The sequence below is a fragment of the Undibacterium sp. JH2W genome, assembly GCF_049340425.1.
Classification (GTDB): domain Bacteria; phylum Pseudomonadota; class Gammaproteobacteria; order Burkholderiales; family Burkholderiaceae_D; genus Undibacterium.
This window is the reverse complement of the sequence record NZ_JBMPOT010000016.1, coordinates 108,600-127,455: the sequence shown is the minus strand read 5'-3', so window position 1 is coordinate 127,455 and position 18,856 is coordinate 108,600. Positions and strand designations below refer to the sequence as shown.

The following is an 18,856-nucleotide window of genomic DNA, read 5'->3' as shown; positions in this document are numbered from 1 at the left end:
TGCTTTTCTGACATAACCAAATGCAATTTAATCTGTTAAGCAAATATACATAGTTTTTAACTATTGAATCAATAAAATCAATTATCTTTTAAAATCAATTATTAAAATCTATTATATGTCTCACGTTGATAGCAAATGTAAACAACACCGCAAATAACCAAGGAGAGCATTATGAGCACCCAGGCAAACCCATCCGTCACTATCCAGAACCTTGAAGCCGCTTTTGCAGGCGAATCCATGGCCCATATTAAATACCGCTATTTCGCCAAACTGGCACGCGAAGCTGGCGCGATAGACATTGCAGAAGCATTTGAAGCTACCGCTGATCAAGAAGTCATGCATGCCTTTGGCCATCTGGATTTACTGTATCCAAAAAAACAATTGACACCACAGCGTGCCCTGGAAATTGCTATCGAAGGTGAGACCTATGAATACACAGAAATGTACCCAAAATTCCGCCACCTCGCTGTGGAAGAAGGCAACCATGCTGCTGTCGCTGAATACGATGAGCAAATCGCAGAATCTAAGGAACACGCTGAAAACTTTAAGCGGACTTTAGAAATTGCCGCCAAACGTTTTGCTGCATTGGCCAAGGTAGAAGAGCGTCACGCCAATCATTACCGTGCAGTGCTGGAAGCCAATCAGGCCTGATCCTGGCAAATACCCGGTGTAAGAACGCAACAAGAAGCACGACTAAATAAGACACGACATTCACACAGGCAGAGAGAACCATGAAAACTTACCAATGCATAGTATGCGGCTTTATCTATGAAGAATCCAAAGGCTTGCCAGAAGAAGGCATCGCCGCCGGCACACGCTGGGATGATATTCCAGCAGACTGGGAATGCCCGGACTGTGGCGTCGCCAAAGCTGATTTTGACATGATAGAAATCTGAGGTAGTCATGAAACCTATCGCCATCATCGGTTCCGGTCTGGCTGGTTATACAGTCGCCAGAGAATTCCGCAAGCTCGACAAAACTACACCATTGATTATCATCACTGGCGATGATGGCGGCTTTTATTCCAAGCCCATGCTGTCGAATGCTTTTGCACTGGGAAAACAGCCACAACAATTGCAAAGCAAAACTGCTGATCAGATGGCTGCCGAACTGAATGCCACTATCCTGACAAAAACTCTGGTCAGTGGCATCAATACAGTGACGCAGTCCGTACAAACCAAGGTAGGTGAATTTGATTATTCCCAACTGGTGCTGGCGCTCGGTGCGCAAGCCATGCGCCTGCCTATTGCTGGCGATGCGGCAGACCAGGTTTTGTCGGTCAATAATCTGGCTGATTATGTCGTGTTTCGCGATAAGCTGGCGCAAGCTGGTGACAAGGCCAGGGTGACCATACTCGGCGCAGGTTTGATAGGTTGTGAATTTAGCGATGATCTGGCCACTGCGGGTCATAAAGTTACCTTGATAGACCCAAACACCCTGCCGCTAGCAGCGCTGGCACCGGCAGTCATTTCGCAAGGCTTGCATGCTGCCCTGTATGCGAAAGGTGTACAACTAAAACTGGGCACCACTGCCACCCACATAGCCAAGCGAGATCATGCTATACAAGTGACGCTCACCAATGGCGAGAGCTTCGACACGGATGTCGTCTTGTCGGCAGTGGGCTTGCGTGCAGACATACGTCTGGCACAGGCAGCACAATTGCAGACGGATCGCGGAATTATTATCAATGAGTATGGCCAGACCAGTGCGCCCGATATATTCGCGCTTGGTGACTGCGCGCAGTACAGGCAAGCAGATGGCAGCCATAGCCTGATGCCCTACGTTGCCCCCATCATGACAGCAGCGAAGGCAATCGCCCTAAGTCTGACAGGCCAACTGACCAGCATGGATACGAAGCTGTCTGCAGTACTGGTCAAGACACCCAGCTACCCGGTTGCATTGATCCCACCTGCATTTGCCGTCAGCAAATCAGGCACCTGGGAGTCAAATCATGCTGATGGCGTCACCATCAGCCGCTACTTTGATGAGAGCAAAAAATTGCATGGCTTTGCAGTTGCTCCGCAAGAAGCCAAATCGAGAAATGCGCTGATTGCAGAATTAACAGAAGCACAAGCAATGCAGCTAAACTAAACAAGCGCGCAGTACCGAGGGTGTCGGGGTTTATCTTGAATCCTGAGTCAGCTTAGGTACAATGCGCGCATGCTTTCAGAATTCGATCTCATCAAGCGCTACTTTGCGCAGCACAGTATTCAAGACAGCCGCGTCGCCCTCGGCATAGGGGATGATTGCGCCCTGCTCAACCCCAGCCCCGGCATGCAAATGGCTGTTTCCAGTGACATGCTGGTATCTGGCCGTCATTTTTTCCCGGATGCTGACCCGTACAAGCTGGGTCATAAATGCCTGGCTGTTAATTTGTCAGATCTGGCAGCCATGGGCGCTGCGCCACTGGGGTTTACCCTGGCACTCTCACTGCCCGAAGCAAACCAGGATTGGCTGGCAGAATTTTCGCGCGGCTTGCTGGCACTGGCTGATGAACATCATTGCCACCTGATAGGTGGCGACACCACCAAAGGTCCACTGAATATCTGCATCACCATCTTTGGTGAACTGCCTCCCGGCACCGCCCTGCGCCGTGATGCTGCCAAAGTTGGTGATGATATCTGGGTGTCCGGTACGCTGGGTGATGCCCGCCTGGCTTTAGCGGGCTACTGGAATGAAGTCACTCTCAGCAAGTCTGATCATCAATTGGCGGCAACACGCATGCACCAACCCAGCCCACGTATAGCACTGGGCATGGCCTTGCGTAGCATAGCGCATGCAGCGCTGGATATTTCAGATGGCCTGGCTGGTGATCTGGGCCATATCCTGGAAAAGTCAGCAGTAGGTGCCAGCCTGCGTGTCAATCAGTTACCTGCCGGCCCGGTATTGCTAACCCAGCCACAGGCGCTGCGCAGGCAATTTACCCTGAATGGCGGTGATGACTATGAATTATGTTTCACAGCACCAGCAAGTAAGAGGCAGGAAATAATCGCCGCTGCCGCAAAAGCACAAACTGCTGTCACGCATATAGGCCAGATAGAAGCAGAGGCAGGTTTGCGCTTATTGGATGGCGATGGCAAACCAGTGCATCTGCAATATAAATCCTTCGATCATTTCGTCAATCCATGAGCATTTTAGAAAACGGCCAGACAGCCATCGTCACAAAACCTGGCTGGCGCTTCATGCTGCGTCACCCTGCCCATATTCTGGCCCAGGGTTTTGGCAGCGGCTTGTCACCCATTATGCCCGGCACATCAGGCACTCTGTTTGCGTGGCTGAGTTTTTACGTATTATCCAACCGCTGGCCTGAGGTATTTACCACCCTTAACTGGCTTGCCATCATTGTCATTGGTTTCGCCGTTGGTGTATGGGCTTGCCATGTCACAGGTAAGAACATGGGTGTCGCCGATCATGGCAGCATGGTGTGGGATGAGATCATTGCTTTTTGGCTGGTACTGCTATTCATCGTCCCTGCCGATTGGCAAACCCAGCTCTGGGCGTTTATTGGCTTCCGTTTTTTTGACATGGTCAAGCCACCGCCTATAGGGTATTTTGACCGCCGTTTCAAAGGCGGTTTTGGTGTGATGTGGGATGATATTGTGGCGGCTTTCTTTTGCCTGCTGAGCTTTGCACTCTGGCGCAGCTTCTAAAAAAATGGCTGCAAATTGCAGCCATTTTTTTTACTGTTTCATATTGAAGAATGCTTATTCATCCTTCACTCCATCTATCCCCAACTCCTGAATCTTGCGGGTAATGGTATTCCTGCCTATGCCCAGACGTATCGCTGCATCATTTTTACGCCCATGGGTATGACGCAATGCTGCCTTGATGACGACGGATTCAAAACAGCGCCCCAACTTGTCGATCACTTCTGATTGTCCCTCTGCCAGCATGGCTGTTGCCTCTGCCTCGAGCAAGGAAACCCAACTCTCACCACTTCTATATGCCGCTTTTTCATGGGCGCTGCTGCCATTGATTTGTGCTGGAACACCTGACTGATGCTCATTAGTCCTGATAGCCATGTCATTGACACCATGCGCTGCAGGCGCGTGAGCTGAAGCTGCAGCAACTGGCACCAGATCTTGTGGCAAGTCCGGGATTTCCACAGTCTGCCCCGGTGCCATGACGGTAATCCAGTTGCACAGGTTTTCCAACTGTCTGACATTTCCCGGAAAATCCAGGCTGGACAAAAATTGCAAGGCAGGTTCTGACATGCGCTTGACATCTACCCCCAATTGCTTGGCACTCTGGTTCAGGAAGTATTTGGTCAGCAGCGGAATATCTTCACGGCGTTCGCGCAAGCTGGGCAGGCGCAGGCGGATGACGTTCAGGCGGTGATACAAGTCTTCGCGGAACAAGCCATCTTTGACGCGGGTTTCCAGGTTCTGATGGGTTGCAGCGATGACACGCACATTTGCCTTCATGGGCTGGTGTCCGCCAACGCGATAAAAATGGCCATCCGACAAAACCCGCAACAAGCGTGTTTGCAAATCAAACGGCATATCACCGATTTCATCGAGGAACAAGGTGCCGCCCTCTGCCTGCTCAAACCGACCACGGCGTGTAGTTTGCGCGCCGGTAAAAGCCCCGCGCTCATGACCAAACAATTCTGATTCCAGCAAATCCTTGGGAATAGCTGCCGTATTCAGGGCGATAAAAGGCTGGGATGCACGTGGGCTATGCTTGTGCAGGGCACGCGCCACCAATTCTTTACCACTGCCGGATTCACCAGTAATCATTACCGTCACATTCGATTGCGATAAACGACCAATGGCGCGAAATACATCTTGCATGGCCGGTGCCTGACCCAGTATCTCCGGTGTTTCAGAGATGCTTTGCTCTACACTGGATTCGCGCAGGCTTTCTTCCAGTGCCCGGCGTATCAGCTCAACCGCCTTGTCGAGATCAAAAGGCTTGGCCATGTACTCAAAGGCCCCGCCCTGAAAAGCCGCCACTGCCGATTCCAGATCAGAAAACGCCGTCATGATAATCACTGGCAAACCTGGGTATTTGGCTTTGACAGTTTGCAAGAGTTCAAGACCGGAGGCGCCATGCATGCGTATATCAGATACCAGCACTTGCGGCGTATCGCTTTGCAACGCATTCATCGCATCTCTGGCATTGGTGAAGCTACGCGTTGCCAGGTTTTCTCTCGCCAGGGCTTTTTCCAGCACCCAACGAATTGAATCATCGTCGTCCACTATCCAGATTGGTTTCATATTGTCGTTTTGCAGTCTGTGTTAAGCATATCGATAGAAGGAGCACTTTTGGTGCCGCCACTTTGCCACAGCCTTATTTAAGGTAGTGGTATCAGTATCCGGAAATCCGTACATCCCGGCCGGCTCTCGCATTCGATGACACCCATGTGTTGTTCAACGAAAGTTTGTGCCAGCGTCAAGCCCAGACCGCTACCGCCTTCCTTACCTGACACCAGGGGATAGAAAATACGATTGCGTATCTCAGGCGGGATGCCCGGACCGTTATCAATGATATGCAAGTCTAATGCCAGCCTGTAGCGCACCTTGGCCAGAGTAATCTGACGCACCACACGCGACTTGAAAGTCAGCACGGCATCGCCCTGACGGATACGCTCATTCAGGGCTTGCGCGGCATTGTGGGCGATGTTCAAAACAGTCTGTATCAGCTGCTCTTTGTCGCCGCGGAATTCAGGTATCGATAAATCATAGTCGCGCTTGATGCTCAGGCCCTGCGGGAATTCCGCAACGATCAGGCTACGCACGCGCTCGCATACTTCGTGGATATTGACGTCGCCGACAATATGCGGCAGACGATGCGGTGCCAGCAAACGATCTACCAGGGTCTGCAGCCTGTCGGCTTCCTTGATGATGACTTGGGTATATTCACGCAATTCACGCAGGTGGCGCTCTGGTAATTCCAGCTCTAGCAATTGTGCTGCGCCACGTATACCACCGAGCGGGTTCTTGATTTCATGGGCCAGATTACGGATCAGTTCCTTGTTGGCCTTGCTCTGGTCGAGCATGCGCTCTTCCCTGTCAAGCTTGAGCTGTTGCACGTTTTCACGTAACTCTATCAGGACTGGCGTCTCAGGATTATCAAGGGCCGTCACGATACTGTGCACATGCAGAGGCTCGCGCCCTGCCCGCTCCAGTGTCAAGTCCTGGCGCTTGTCGGCAAACTGATGCGCTACCGCCTGGTGGAAAACGGCAGTCAATTCCTGACCATTCAGGAACAGATCAGTCAGCTTCAGATGCGTGAGTGATTTAAAGGAGGAGTCGAGCAGGTTTTCAGCGGCCGCATTGGCAAATAAAATGCAGCCTTCAGCATCAAGCACAATCACGGCTGAAGTCAGCAAATCCAGGCCAGCAAATGAGGTAAGTGGAGTTTTCAAAACTTGTCCATAAAAAAAGGCCGCACAGAGCGACCTTTACGCAAGCATCATGCCCGAACAGCAATTTACTCTTTCACAGCGACAACTTATTTCGCATTGGCAATTTCACGTTTCAGTGCTTCTATGTTCTTTTCGGTGCGGCTGACGTCTTCTTTCATCAAATTGGTGCGTTCCTGGTATTTGGCGAAATTTCTTTCATCACCGCGGCGTTCAGGCTCACCATTATTGTATTCTTTCTTCAGATTGGCGAGTTTTTGCTCTTCGTTCTTCAATTCATCCATCAAAATCTGTTTGCGGTCTGAATCCCTGGCCTTTTGCGTGCCTTCATCTACTTTAGGGAAGTCATTAGGGCTACTGGCCGGCTTGCCTTGCGGTTTCTTACCTGGCGCAGGTAATGTTGGCGCCGGAACAACGGTGATGCCCTGCAAATCCACTTTCTTGCAACCTTTGACAGCGCCTGTATTTTTGTATTCTTTCTTACCATTATCATCCACGCACAGGTACACATCACCCTGCGCATAGGCAAGCGCCTGCACACCAATAAAGAGAATAAGGCCTGACAAAAGTCGATTCATAGGAAAGCAATAATCATTAACAGACTGATAGTGTATGTCATGCAGCGCTGCAACACAATTACTGAGAAATTAGCATTTGTAACAAAAAAAGCGAGGTCACCCTCGCTTTTTTGTCTATTTACTCAGATTACAGAGAGTAATACATGTCAAATTCCACAGGGTGGGTAGTCATGCGATAGCGTTGTACTTCTTGCATTTTCAAATCGATGTAAGCATCGATCATGCTGTCGCTGAATACGCCACCGCGTGTCAGGAACTCGCGGTCTTTGTTCAATGCGTCCAGCGCTTCTTCCAGAGATGCACACACTGTTGGGATCAATGCATCTTCTTCTGGTGGCAGATGGTAGAGATCTTTGCTCGCTGCTTCGCCCGGATGAATCTTGTTTTGCACGCCATCCAGACCAGCCATCATCAGTGCGGAGAAGCACAGGTATGGGTTCGCCAGTGGATCAGGGAAGCGCGTTTCAATACGGCGACCTTTAGGATTGGCAACGTAAGGAATACGGATGGAAGCAGAACGGTTACGTGCAGAGTAAGCCAGTTTCACTGGTGCTTCATAGCCTGGAACCAGACGCTTGTAAGAGTTGGTACCTGGGTTAGTGATCGCATTCAATGCTTTTGCATGCTTGATGATGCCGCCGATGTAGTACAGGGCGAAATCAGACAAACCAGCATAGCCGTCGCCAGCGAACAGGTTTTTGCCATCCTTCCAGATGGATTGATGCACGTGCATGCCAGAACCGTTGTCGCCAACGATAGGCTTAGGCATGAAAGTGGCTGTCTTGCCATAAGTGTGGGCAACATTCCAGACTACGTATTTCAGGTTTTGTGTCCAGTCAGCGCGCTCTACCAGTGTAGAGAACTTGGTACCGATCTCATTTTGACCAGCACCAGCCACTTCATGGTGATGCACTTCAACCGGGATCCCCAGGGATTCCAGGATCAGACACATTTCAGAACGCATATCCTGGAAGCTGTCGACTGGAGGAACCGGGAAATAACCGCCTTTAACCGTTGGACGATGGCCAGTATTGCCACCTTCCAGTTTCTCGCCTGTCGTCCAGGAAGCTTCGTCAGAATCAATCTTGACGAAACAGCCAGACATATCCACTTTCCAGCGTACGCTGTCAAAAATGAAGAATTCTGGTTCTGGACCAAAGTAAGCTGTGTCACCAATGCCAGAGGATTTCAAATAAGCTTCAGCACGTTTCGCGATGGAACGTGGATCGCGGTCATAGCCTTTACCATCTGATGGCTCGATGACGTCACATTGCATGAACAATGTGGTTTCCTCAAAGAATGGATCAATGTTGGCAGTAGATGGATCAGGCATCAACAACATGTCGGATGCTTCAATGCCTTTCCAGCCAGCGATGGACGAGCCGTCGAATGCGTGGCCAGATTCGAATTTATCGATGTCGAACTGGGAAATTGGAACAGTTACGTGCTGTTCTTTGCCTCGGGTATCAGCAAAGCGAAAATCAACGAATTTGACTTCGTTATCTTTCGCCATTTTCAAGACTTCTGCGGCTGTCATTGCCATGTGAAACTCCTCTGAGAGCTAAAAATAAATTCGGAAATTGCTGAGCCCTGCGCCAGCCAGTTGTATGCAATCTCGTCCAGTAGACAAACCTTGTCTTACTGATACAACTAATAGCAATTGCACCCGGCGGCTAAACTCAGTGGGGATAATAGCAGAAACCGTGCCATCAGCCAGTTCGTGTATATATAAATACGAAATTTGTTAAATGCCTGTTTTTGTGGCGTTTTCTCTCACAAAACTGCCCCATCTTAACATTATGCAAAGCCAGGCGCCGCACCAAGATAATGCACAATAATTCAAACAAACTATTTTGGTGCGTTTTTTATTTTGCGGCATTATTTTGCATTATTTTGGTGCAATCAAGAATTTGTCGTCGTAGAACATGCAAGCAACTCAGCTAGTTCAAATACTTAAACGAAATACTTGAAAAAAATATTTAATTGGCAATATTGACCAAAATCAATACTCATCGGTATTTCTCTGCATGCGACTCACTCTCATTTAGACTGTGACAGTCTTTTTCAGGCAGCGACGCCCCTGCCTGCCCGATAAACAGCTATGGAACCAAGCACAGGCACTCACTCCCGTACACAAATCTGATTATGTCGCCTCGCCCCTACCTGCGCAAACCCATACTGTTTGCCATACTCACCTTTACGCTAGCCATGCTCGCCAGTGTCGCCATCATTATCAAACTGGACGAAAGCGCCAAGCAGCAAGAGCACCTGCTCGCCTACGATCTGGCACGCTCACAAGCTGCCAGCTTGCAAAACAATATATATAGTGCCTTATCAGCAAGCTATGCTCTCGCTGCCATGGTTGCAGACAGCGATGGTCGAGTCCGGCATTTTGGACGTTTTGCCGACAAGATCCTGCAGTATCACCCACAAATTGCCGCTTTGTATCTGGCACCAGACGGCATCACCAGCGAAGTCGCACCTATAGAATGGCGCAACAATGGACTAGGCATAGACTTGCTGTCAGACCCGGTTCGCAAAACTGAGGCACAACTCGCCAAAGACAGTCATCATCTGACACTTGCAGGCCCACTCCCCCTCACCAATGGCAGCACTGGCATCATAGCCCGCCTGCCCGTCTACCTTGAAGATGCCATTGATGCAAACAAACCAGCACAATTCTGGGGCCTGATCTCGGCTGCCATTGATCTTAAAACCATACTGGCTGATGCCGAATTATCAAACTTAAGCGAGCGGGGTTACGACTATGAATTGTCGCGCCTTCATCCGGGCACACAACTCAGGCAAGTCATACAAAAGTCTGCTGGATTTACAAAGACGAATTACGTCAGCTATACAATCAAATTGCCGAATGCGGAATGGACCCTGGACCTGGTACCAAAAAATTCTGTGATCCATAACAAATCACTACTGCTCTATAGCAGCTTGGGGCTTTTGTTTAGCCTCATGTTGGCGTGCCTGGTAAAGCTCTTGTTCGAGACCCGCGAGCAAAGAAAAAATCTGAAGAAAATCGTCGCCAAAAGAACCGCAGAACTGGCGCAACGCGAAACAGACTTGCGCCATGCCCAAAGTATTTCAAAAACTGGTAGCTATAGCATTGCTGACAGTCCTCACGAGTGGTACTACTCCGATGAGGCACGTCGCCTGCTTGGCTACGCAAATGGCAGCAAAATCGATTGCGCCAATCTCATGCACCGCACCCACCCTGACGATATCCAGGCAGTCAAAAATTTTTGGAACCAGGTGCAAGCAGGCGAGGATGCAGGGATAGAACACCGCATAATTCTTGACGGCGAAGTGCGTTGGCTGCACTCACAATATGATGCCCAAAGTGTCAAGCGCATGGGCACTGTACAAGACATCACTGAGCGCAAACACGCAGAAGAAGACTTACGCATTGCCGCCATCGCCTTTGAGGGCCAGGAAGGCATGGTCATCACAGATGAACATCGCTGCATACTGCGCGTTAACCATGCCTTTACCCGTATCACTGGATATAGTCGCGAAGAAGCCCTGGGCAAACAAACCAGCCTGCTCAAATCCGGCCTGCACGGTGCCAGCTATTATGAAGACATGGGCAAGCAGCTTGAAGCCAACGACTATTGGCAAGGTGAAATCTGGAACCGCAGGAAAAATGGTGAAGTCTATCCAGAATGGCTGACCATTACGGCAGTTAAAAATAGCAGCGGCAAAGTCGTCAATTATGTCGCCACCATGCTCGACATTACCCAAAGAAAAGCCACTGAAGCCAAACTCGAACACCTGGCCTATCATGACCCGTTAACCGGCCTGGCCAACCGCCGCTTGCTCATCGACAGGCTGCAACACAGCCTGCTTGCAAAAAGCCGCAGCAATCTGTATGGCGCGGTACTCTTCCTTGACCTTGACAATTTCAAGACCATCAATGACAGCAGTGGCCACGGCAAGGGCGACATGCTCTTGCAAGTTGCAGCAAAACGCCTGGCGCATAGCATACGCAAGGGCGACACCCTGGCACGCTATGGCGGCGATGAATTTGTCTTGCTACTCGAAGAACTCAGCGACAACATCAGGGAAACCGTCATAGAAGTACAAATGATAGTCACCAAAATCCTGGCAGACCTGCGCGCGCCCTATGATTTAGAACACAATGAATATCACAGCAGCGCCAGCATAGGCATCACCCTGTTCGACAAACAAAATACTTCGGCTGAAGAATTATTAAAACAAGTCGAAGTCGCCATGTATGAAGCCAAGGCCAGTGGTGGCAACAGCTTCCGCTTCTTCGACAAAGACATGCTCGACATCGTCAGCACCCGCGCGGCCCTTGAAGCCGATATGCGACAGGGCCTGCTACAAGAGCAATTTGTCTTGTATTACCAACCCCAAGTCAGCAGCACCGGCCAAGTCACCGGTGCCGAAGCACTGGTGCGCTGGCAGCACCCTCAAAAAGGCCTGGTGCCGCCATCCGACTTCATCCCCCTGGCAGAAGAATCTGGCCTCATACTCAGCCTGGGTGCCTGGATATTAAAAACAGCCTGCGCCAAACTGGCTGAATGGCAAAACAGCGACGACACAAAAAACCGCACCTTGGCCGTGAATGTCAGCGCACGCCAATTCAGGCAAAACGACTTTGTCACACTGGTGCTCGACAACATCGATCACCACCAAATTGACGCCAGCAAACTCAAGCTGGAATTGACCGAGAGCCTGCTGGTCGACAATGTAGAAGCCACCATAGACAAGATGAATCAGTTAAAAACCCGAGGAGTAGGATTTTCACTGGACGACTTTGGCACCGGTTACTCATCCCTTTCTTACCTCAAGCGCCTGCCGCTGGACCAGCTCAAGATAGACCAATCCTTCGTGCGCGATATCCTCAGCAATAACAATGATGCCGTCATCACCAAAACCATCATCGCCCTGGGCCAGAGCCTGGGCCTGGCCGTGATTGCTGAAGGCGTCGAAACCATAGGCCAGCGCGATTTCCTGCAACAACAAGGCTGCCTTTCTTACCAGGGTTATCTATATGGCAAACCCAGTGCCGATTTACGATAAACTAGCACACAAGATTCACGTACTCTTTCGTCAATGATAGCTAACCAGGGAGCCACTATGTCTACCGATCAAACTCTGCAAACAGCCCGCCAGCGCGGCCAGGAACAAGCCCTGCCCTATGCTGGCGCAGTCACCCCGCAAGAAGCCTATGCCATGCTGCAAAACGACGGCAAGGTGCTACTCATCGATGTGCGCACCAATGCCGAGCGCGACTGGGTAGGCAGGGTCAACATCAATCCAGAACAACACCTGGCCGTACAATGGAGCCTCTACCCCGGCGGCACACCCAACCCAGACTTTCTGGCACAACTGCAAGCTTGTGCAACAGACAAGAACAACATCATCCTCTTCCTCTGCCGCTCCGGCGTACGCTCACGCCACGGCGCCAAGCTGGCAACAGAAAAGGGCTACACAAACTGCTTTGACATCCTGCAAGGCTTTGAAGGCGACAAGGACGAGCAAGGCCACAGAAAAACCATAGGCGGCTGGTGCCAACACGGCCTGCCCTGGCTAGGTGCTTAACTTAATGCATAAGCAAGATTTACAAAAAACAAGAAAAAGCTTCCATATTGAAGTTTGCTTTGCTAGAATAGCGGACTTCGCTGTTACGGCAAGTTACTAGCGAATGCAGGAGAGGTGGATGAGTGGTTTAAGTCACACGCCTGGAAAGCGTGCGTAGGTTTATCCCTACCGGGGGTTCGAATCCCCCCTTCTCCGCCAAGATAAATGAATAAGCCCTTGATTTTCAAGGGCTTTTTTATTTTGTAGCTATTTCAGTGTGCCATTTGGTGTACCAACGCCGCTTGGAAGCTATTGGAACGCATTGGCAATGTGTCCCTCTAAAAAGCTCAACGAAAGCAAACCTGCGCCGCCGCTGAATTCCGCGATGAATTACGAAACTTCCTGATGCAGGCTTGTGGCGATTCTAAAGCAACAGGCTCAAAGAGGTGTTGACTGCCAGCCTGCACTGAATTACGACCAGCGCTTCAATATTTCCATAGAAATCAACAGTACAGACCTCAACTTCCATCGCTATCACTTCAAAGTTTTAAGACGGGCATGCCGCCTTAGACTGGGACAAGCCTGCACTTTTGCATCCCCAATTATGTTAACCACCCAATCGAACTGACAATCTCGGACCTGCATTCTTGCAAAACGTAGCGCATCGAACGTCGCCTCAGCAAGTTTTTCATCTCCTAGCGCTGCCTGCACCCGCTCATGCGCCAAGATGTCGATAGTAGTCACAAGTTTCAGCGCACAAAACCGCTCAGCAGCAATCCTCGTGGCCTTTTTTTCATCAATCGCAGCAATAAATCCATAGCCATCCGCGAGCGCAAGCGTAGCAGCCTCGCCATCGCCAAGCGAATTAGATGCATCACCCGACACCAATTCGAAGAACGTCCTCAGAGCCGTCCCCTCAAGCCTTTCCAATTTCAAAATCTGATCATTTATAGCTTTTGTCAAAAGGCCAAACTCCTGACGGCCTTCTGTCGCACCTTGTTCCAACTCCCGAACAACACTATCGGTGACGAGCAACGGCACATTCAAGGATTTGAGAATAGCATCGGATTGCCCTGTCGCTAGTAGATTGATCACTACACTCGCATCAAGCACAAGCACTGAGCCTTGGTCAGTAAGATAATTTGAAAAGGTCATTAACCTCGTCCTCCTCAGCCTCGTCTAGCAGCTGGCGTACTTTTTCCCGTCCGATCTTCAACATTTCCGACATCTGGCCCTCACTGATGAGATTCTTCTTCCACGCCTCGATCGCGAGCAAAAAGAGGCGCGACGACTGCGCCAATTCAGTAGCGGGCGTGTCATCTGCTGAAACTCCTAAGACCTGCTGGACTTGTTCGTCGGTAATTCCGCCGTTGTCCATGAACCAATCCCATGTACCTTTTTTCGTAAGTCCGAGCTCTTCTAAGCGCAGTACCATGGCTTGACGAGATACTCCGAAAAAACCTGATAGCAAAATGATGTGGCGACGGGTAAGATGCGTTCCGCCAGTCGTTACTTCTTTAAACTTCTCCATTACTGTACGGGTAGGTGTTAAAAACGCACTTCCAAACGCATTTGCATAACGCTCCTCCCGTGAATTCTCGTACTTCCCGTCCTGATAAATTTCAGGTTGCCTACGAGTTGCGATAAAATGACCGAGCTCGTGCCCTCCAGTTTGAGTTCGTCGGTCCTTTCGATGGCTCGCATTAATGAGAATGCAAGCACCAACATTGTCATCATAGGCAAATAGTCCTGCGACTTTTGAATCAAGTTTTCGACTGTAAACCCTGACCCCTAATTGAAGTTCAAGAATGGGGAATAAGCTCTGGATTGGCGCCTCACCCAACCCAAGCCAGTTTCGCAAATTCTGCGCGTCGTGCTCCGCCTGCTTGCGAACATCTCCTGGCAACAGGTTCTTTTCTGCTGGATAGTTATACGTTTTTTTGACGCCTAAAATATTCTCAAGCTCTACCTCTGCTCGAACGAGATCATTCAATAGTCGTGCAGCGTGCTCAATGCCACTATCGCCCGTTTCAGGCAATGAACGGAATCGTGGCACCAAGTCAACAAAGATCGACTCCCTGCGCAGCAACGCGTTAATTGATACGCCATAAAGTCGGCTAAGCGCCTGAATTTCTTCAAGCCTCGCGGCTCGCTGCCCCTTTTCAATCGAGACAAGAGTTGTCCTTGCTATTAAAGCAGCCTTCGCCGCAGCATCTTGGGTGACGTTCGCAGTTTCGCGCGCAACCTTTAGCCGCTCACCCAGTTGCACTGGGCTCAATTCATAATCTAATTTACTCATAACGCATTACCTATCCAATTTCGAACAAACGACTCTCGCCCCAGAGCGTCTGTAAATGCAAACCATTCCAAGGAGTGCTGCTCTAGCAGTCGGTCAAGGCGCTGCACAATGACTCGGGAATCCTCTGCCAGTGATCGTGCTAGTTCGCTCGTGTGTCGGCGCTTTAAGAGCTCATACTCCATTGATTTTCTGATTAGGGCCAGATGCTCGAAATGAAGCACTCCCGCTATGGCATATTCGCGCAAAGAAGACGTTAAGCGCTTGAAGTCTTTCGATGCTCCCGCCTCCCAAGTCGTAGCCTGCAGAGACTCCCACACATATGTCTCCCGTGGCTCTTGTAACCCAGCTGCGTGAACGCTAAGTCGCCGAAGGACACATGCCGCACAAATACCGCATTGCCTTTGTGCCCCGGAGACACCCACTTGCCTCGACTGCTGCCAGCACGATCTCGTCTTAATCCATTTCGCACCATCAGAACAATTGACCACGAACTCACGCAAGGTTTCAGCTTTTGTCATCCACAGACGCGGGAATCTGTACTGAATTTGATGTCCGAGGAGCTCTCGTATAAATCGCTCCATTAAGGCAGTGAATACAGGGTGACTGCGATAGTCCTCATACCCATGTCCAACGGGAAGAATTGCAGGCCCTATCGCGCCCTGCCCACTTTCAGGAACAATTATGTCATGGGCGTCGATTAAATAAGCCGCCATTGAAGATACGACACTGAACTTAAACCCTCGACTGCGAGCGCTACTCTCGGCGTTCCATTCACCTTCAATTCTTACAGAATAAGGGATGGCGGCAAAAGGAACTTGCCTACGCTCCCGCAATGGTACATCATGTTTTTTGTTACCGACTCTCACGCGTATTAAGCGCTGACCAAGCCGGTTTCGCTCAAGCCCATCGACTGCCCGTGAGTCCATTCCATCGCTGAACGCAATAACTGCCTCGGCATTAGATGGAAACTCCATACGGCTCTGTGCTGGTGGCTGCGCGGCAACCTTGCGCGCTCTAAATTCGAAATGCCAGTCATCTCCAGTTAGTAGATTCAGCGCCCGAACCAATGAACCGCCCACGGATTTATCGGACCATCGGAATGGTTCATGAACTGGAATATGAACAACGAATCGTCGCCCCCAATTCATTGAACTACGGGCCAAGCTACGATCACAGAACTCAACTACTGCGGCAACGACAAGTGCATCAAAAACAACTGGCTGCCATTTCTTCGAAGAAAAAGATTCAAGCGCAGCGATATCGAACTTGATATTCTGCTCCAACCGACATGCAACTGCACCCTTGCGGCGTCTCTCTCCAGGCTCGACCACGTGAACAGTCATTTCCTTAAGCTGAAGTGCATTCGTCATATTGGAACTCCTTCATCTAGGCTAGTGCTTTTCTTCAAACGGCGGGAATTGTTTGACTGACGGTCAAGAAGCATGGACCCAAGCGCGCTTTCCGATAATCCACTGATCGCATTGTTTAAGCGGGCGGCCACGCCTTCCGCTCGGTGTTGATTAGTTTCACGGAGAACATGCTCTTGAATAGAACGAGTATTTGCAAACCCTCGAGCTTTTGCAGCAAGGCCAATAGCGTCATAGACTGCTTTGGGTTCCAAGCGCCCCTCATTGACGAGCTGAATACTCCATTCAACGGCATTGCTCCCAAACACAGAGCCAGCAGTTGACGGCCGCAATTCTGATAGTTGGTGAATGGCAATTTCCGGGATCATAAGAGAATTATCAAACCCAGCGAAAATTGACTTCAGGGCACTGATCAACGACCAGGAAACCTCATTTTTGAAGTCGCTGGCGAGTGCGCTGGTTGCTGCCTCTGCAACTTGATCCGAATCGTATGTAGATTGGTCACCACGCTTCGCCAGCTCCTTCCAAGGTTTTCGCATCGGCAGACTTCTATGTGGTCCATCACTCATCGCCAGTCCTCCATTTTGTCAGATTTTACAAAATATATTCAGACAATGTCAAATGTTATTTCAATCTTGAAAAAGAGGCCATTTCACTTTGCCTAAGCTAGAGAAAGTGAAATAGCAGCCACCGCCATTTGCCCTCCTCGTCTCGACTCCCCAAATTCGCAGCCCAATTTAGATCTATGCCCCAATACGTCGCCGGAGAGTCAGGTCCTGTGGCAAAAGTCAGTATTTGAAAAAAGTTAACTGAGTGAACCCCCAGACGTATCGAATTCACGGATCAGCAAATCGGCAGTCCACGGCAGATCCGTTCCGCTACTCTTATCTGTACGGCAATTGGTCTGGCTACCGCGCTACCAGGCTTTTTCGGTTGCGGCCGAAACGCCAGCTCCTACCCAAATTGCAGCCACTTTCTGCAGTCGACTGCAGACGACCAGATCCATTGGTATGATCTTATAAAGTTTCAGCTCATACTGAGCCATTGCCAGTAAATCGGTTGGACTAGCATATATTGGAATCTTTTAGATCGTGAGATGAAATGAACGAAGCAATTGTCGTTTTTACGAGGAATGGGCTGTTCGCCGCGACAGTCGCGGCGCACGATGTTCATAGCCACGAACATGCACGTAAGCTTTGGCCGCTTGTTACAGCGACAACACCACGTCAATTAGTAACTTGGGTCAAGCCTTCTTTTGAAAATGGTAAGTGCACGCGACGACCTCATTTTCGAACACTCCCAGGAACCAAAAATCTCAGTGTTGGTCAGATTTTTGATCAAGAAGAAGCAGTACGCTTTAAAGCTACTCAGGAAAGCCAAGAACATGCGCAAGCGAAGTATATGGTCGCAGAAGCTTTGCGGACACGGCTAGCTGGCGGAAAAGCGATGCCTTGGTACTTCAAAGACGAAGAAAGCTCCCAGTATCACCTTCAAGGCAATCTACTAATGGGCGCAGCAGCCGTTCATGTCGAAGAACCAGTAGAAACGTCTTTTGGCTGCAAGTACCGACTGGACGTGGCAATTAGTTCAAAGCCCATCAACACGAAACCTATCCTACTAGGAGGTGTTGAGATTGAATGGGGTCACCAATTTGATGGCAGGAAAGCTCTCATTGGCAAATCACAGGCATTTCCCCTTATTTCGATAGACATATCAGGAATGACGTTGGATGAAATCACACCGGAATGGGCAGATATGGCCTTAACAGCAACAACCCACTCCAGTAATTCCGGCCAGCGAAAAACCTATGTTTACCTTCATGATGTGCTGTATCCGTTATATGTTCAAATTCCAAGCGGATTGATAAACGAAGATCGGCATCAATTCTTAGTGTTTGCCCCTGACGTGGAACTATCTCAACTAGAACGATGGACAAGACAATTGCAGGGACTTGTAGGCCTTCGATCAGGTGTTATGGCGGTCTCGATCATCAATGCTAAAAGTGAGCAATCAAGAACCATGCTAAACAATGCTGGCGAAGTTGTTGGTATCGACTGGCAGCAAGTCAATGCTCAAAGATGTCTAATGCTCACTGTGCAACGCCCCACTGCTGTCGATGTTTCATCCCATCTTTTTCACTTGTGCATGGCGAATCTGTTCCTGTCACATACAGATAGCTTGGTGGGGTATAAGTACATGACTGGGATTTTAAATGAAGACCCACAACAAGATGTCTGGCATCACTCAAAATGGAATCCTGAAACAAAAAGATTCGATTACTATCGAATTCTGCCTAAACGACTTTCAGAACCACGCTCTCGCATTATTAATGTATTGAATGACCTAGGGCAATCGGCGAATTGATGCGTAAGGGTAAAACCATCCCAGACGATCAGTTTTACGCGATTGCGCTGCCGATTGGGCAAAGACGTAGTCAGTGCCATCGCAAGGAGCGCGCCAGTGCTTGCCGGACACGCAGTGACATGCCATCGACACCGATGCGCATATCAACAGGGGTGACGACCAGCCAGACTGATTCTGGTTGCAACATCATGTTGGAGCAACGCCGTCCCTTAATGCAAACTTGGGCGGATTTTCTGAGTAGTGCAACTATTTTGGGTCGAGCGGATTGAGGATCCTTGTATCGTTGTTAGATTCTGCAGTGGTCCGCCAAGACCAGGCGTCA

16 protein-coding genes and 1 tRNA gene are annotated in these 18,856 nt (G+C 49.9%); 9 read left to right on the top strand and 8 right to left on the bottom strand.

Annotated elements, in window-relative coordinates; translation table 11 throughout:
• The first annotated feature begins 171 nt into the window (after positions 1-171).
• The 5 genes from ACO0LC_RS22595 (at position 172) to ACO0LC_RS22575 (ending at position 3,650) form a co-directional block, all read left to right on the top strand.
• The gene (locus ACO0LC_RS22595) at positions 172-651 is read left to right on the top strand and encodes a rubrerythrin family protein (RefSeq protein WP_423007334.1); all 480 of its coding nucleotides are present in this window, start codon (positions 172-174) and stop codon (positions 649-651) included.
• A gap of 80 nt (positions 652-731) precedes the next feature.
• Positions 732-896: a rubredoxin gene (locus ACO0LC_RS22590; protein ID WP_110258335.1), complete on the top strand. Its 165-nt coding sequence runs from the start codon at positions 732-734 to the stop codon at positions 894-896.
• Between the two features lie 7 nt (positions 897-903).
• Positions 904-2,091: an FAD-dependent oxidoreductase gene (locus ACO0LC_RS22585; RefSeq protein ID WP_423007332.1), complete on the top strand. Its 1,188-nt coding sequence runs from the start codon at positions 904-906 to the stop codon at positions 2,089-2,091.
• 69 nt (positions 2,092-2,160) lie between these two features.
• Positions 2,161-3,129: a thiamine-phosphate kinase gene (thiL, locus tag ACO0LC_RS22580; RefSeq protein ID WP_423007330.1), complete on the top strand. Its 969-nt coding sequence runs from the start codon at positions 2,161-2,163 to the stop codon at positions 3,127-3,129.
• Positions 3,126-3,650 (top strand): phosphatidylglycerophosphatase A, encoded by a 525-nt coding sequence (locus ACO0LC_RS22575; RefSeq protein ID WP_423007328.1) that lies wholly within the window; start codon positions 3,126-3,128, stop codon positions 3,648-3,650. Before thiL ends, ACO0LC_RS22575 begins: the two co-directional genes overlap by 4 nt.
• 54 nt (positions 3,651-3,704) lie before the next feature.
• Here ACO0LC_RS22575 and ntrC read toward each other — a convergent pair whose 3' ends face one another.
• The 4 genes from ntrC to glnA form a co-directional block, all read right to left on the bottom strand.
• Positions 3,705-5,219, bottom strand: a complete 1,515-nt coding sequence (gene ntrC / locus ACO0LC_RS22570) for a nitrogen regulation protein NR(I) (RefSeq protein WP_423007326.1) — start codon at positions 5,217-5,219, stop codon at positions 3,705-3,707.
• Between the two features lie 77 nt (positions 5,220-5,296).
• Complete coding sequence (gene glnL / locus ACO0LC_RS22565; protein ID WP_423007324.1) at positions 5,297-6,370, bottom strand: nitrogen regulation protein NR(II); 1,074 nt, start codon at positions 6,368-6,370, stop codon at positions 5,297-5,299.
• Between the two features lie 86 nt (positions 6,371-6,456).
• Positions 6,457-6,945 (bottom strand): DUF4124 domain-containing protein, encoded by a 489-nt coding sequence (locus ACO0LC_RS22560; RefSeq protein WP_423007322.1) that lies wholly within the window; start codon positions 6,943-6,945, stop codon positions 6,457-6,459.
• A gap of 127 nt (positions 6,946-7,072) precedes the next feature.
• Positions 7,073-8,488 (bottom strand): type I glutamate--ammonia ligase, encoded by a 1,416-nt coding sequence (glnA, locus tag ACO0LC_RS22555; RefSeq protein WP_423007320.1) that lies wholly within the window; start codon positions 8,486-8,488, stop codon positions 7,073-7,075.
• 602 nt (positions 8,489-9,090) lie between these two features.
• Here glnA and ACO0LC_RS22550 point away from each other — a divergent pair.
• The 3 genes from ACO0LC_RS22550 to ACO0LC_RS22540 all read left to right on the top strand — a co-directional run bounded on the left by ACO0LC_RS22550 (position 9,091) and on the right by ACO0LC_RS22540 (position 12,723).
• Entirely contained in the window at positions 9,091-12,003 is a 2,913-nt protein-coding gene (locus ACO0LC_RS22550) for an EAL domain-containing protein (RefSeq protein WP_423007318.1), read from the top strand.
• Positions 12,004-12,060: 57 nt separating this feature from the next.
• Positions 12,061-12,525 (top strand): rhodanese-like domain-containing protein, encoded by a 465-nt coding sequence (locus ACO0LC_RS22545; RefSeq protein ID WP_423007316.1) that lies wholly within the window; start codon positions 12,061-12,063, stop codon positions 12,523-12,525.
• 108 nt (positions 12,526-12,633) lie between these two features.
• Positions 12,634-12,723: transfer RNA gene (locus tag ACO0LC_RS22540), tRNA-Ser, on the top strand.
• A 315-nt stretch (positions 12,724-13,038) separates the two neighbouring features.
• On the opposite strand, the gene ACO0LC_RS22535 is transcribed toward ACO0LC_RS22540, so the two are convergent.
• From ACO0LC_RS22535 to ACO0LC_RS22520, 4 genes are read right to left on the bottom strand one after another with little or no spacing between them, the layout of a single operon-like run.
• The gene (locus ACO0LC_RS22535; RefSeq protein WP_423007314.1) at positions 13,039-13,659 is read right to left on the bottom strand and encodes a hypothetical protein; all 621 of its coding nucleotides are present in this window, start codon (positions 13,657-13,659) and stop codon (positions 13,039-13,041) included.
• Positions 13,634-14,803, bottom strand: coding sequence for a helix-turn-helix domain-containing protein (locus ACO0LC_RS22530; RefSeq protein ID WP_423007312.1), 1,170 nt, complete (start codon positions 14,801-14,803; stop codon positions 13,634-13,636). Before ACO0LC_RS22530 ends, ACO0LC_RS22535 begins: the two co-directional genes overlap by 26 nt.
• Positions 14,800-16,173 (bottom strand): 7-cyano-7-deazaguanine synthase, encoded by a 1,374-nt coding sequence (locus ACO0LC_RS22525; RefSeq protein WP_423007310.1) that lies wholly within the window; start codon positions 16,171-16,173, stop codon positions 14,800-14,802. Before ACO0LC_RS22525 ends, ACO0LC_RS22530 begins: the two co-directional genes overlap by 4 nt.
• Positions 16,170-16,739, bottom strand: coding sequence for a hypothetical protein (locus ACO0LC_RS22520; protein WP_423007308.1), 570 nt, complete (start codon positions 16,737-16,739; stop codon positions 16,170-16,172). Before ACO0LC_RS22520 ends, ACO0LC_RS22525 begins: the two co-directional genes overlap by 4 nt.
• 532 nt (positions 16,740-17,271) lie before the next feature.
• Here ACO0LC_RS22520 and ACO0LC_RS22515 point away from each other — a divergent pair.
• Entirely contained in the window at positions 17,272-18,534 is a 1,263-nt protein-coding gene (locus ACO0LC_RS22515) for a hypothetical protein (RefSeq protein WP_423007306.1), read from the top strand.
• Positions 18,535-18,856: the final 322 nt, after the last annotated feature.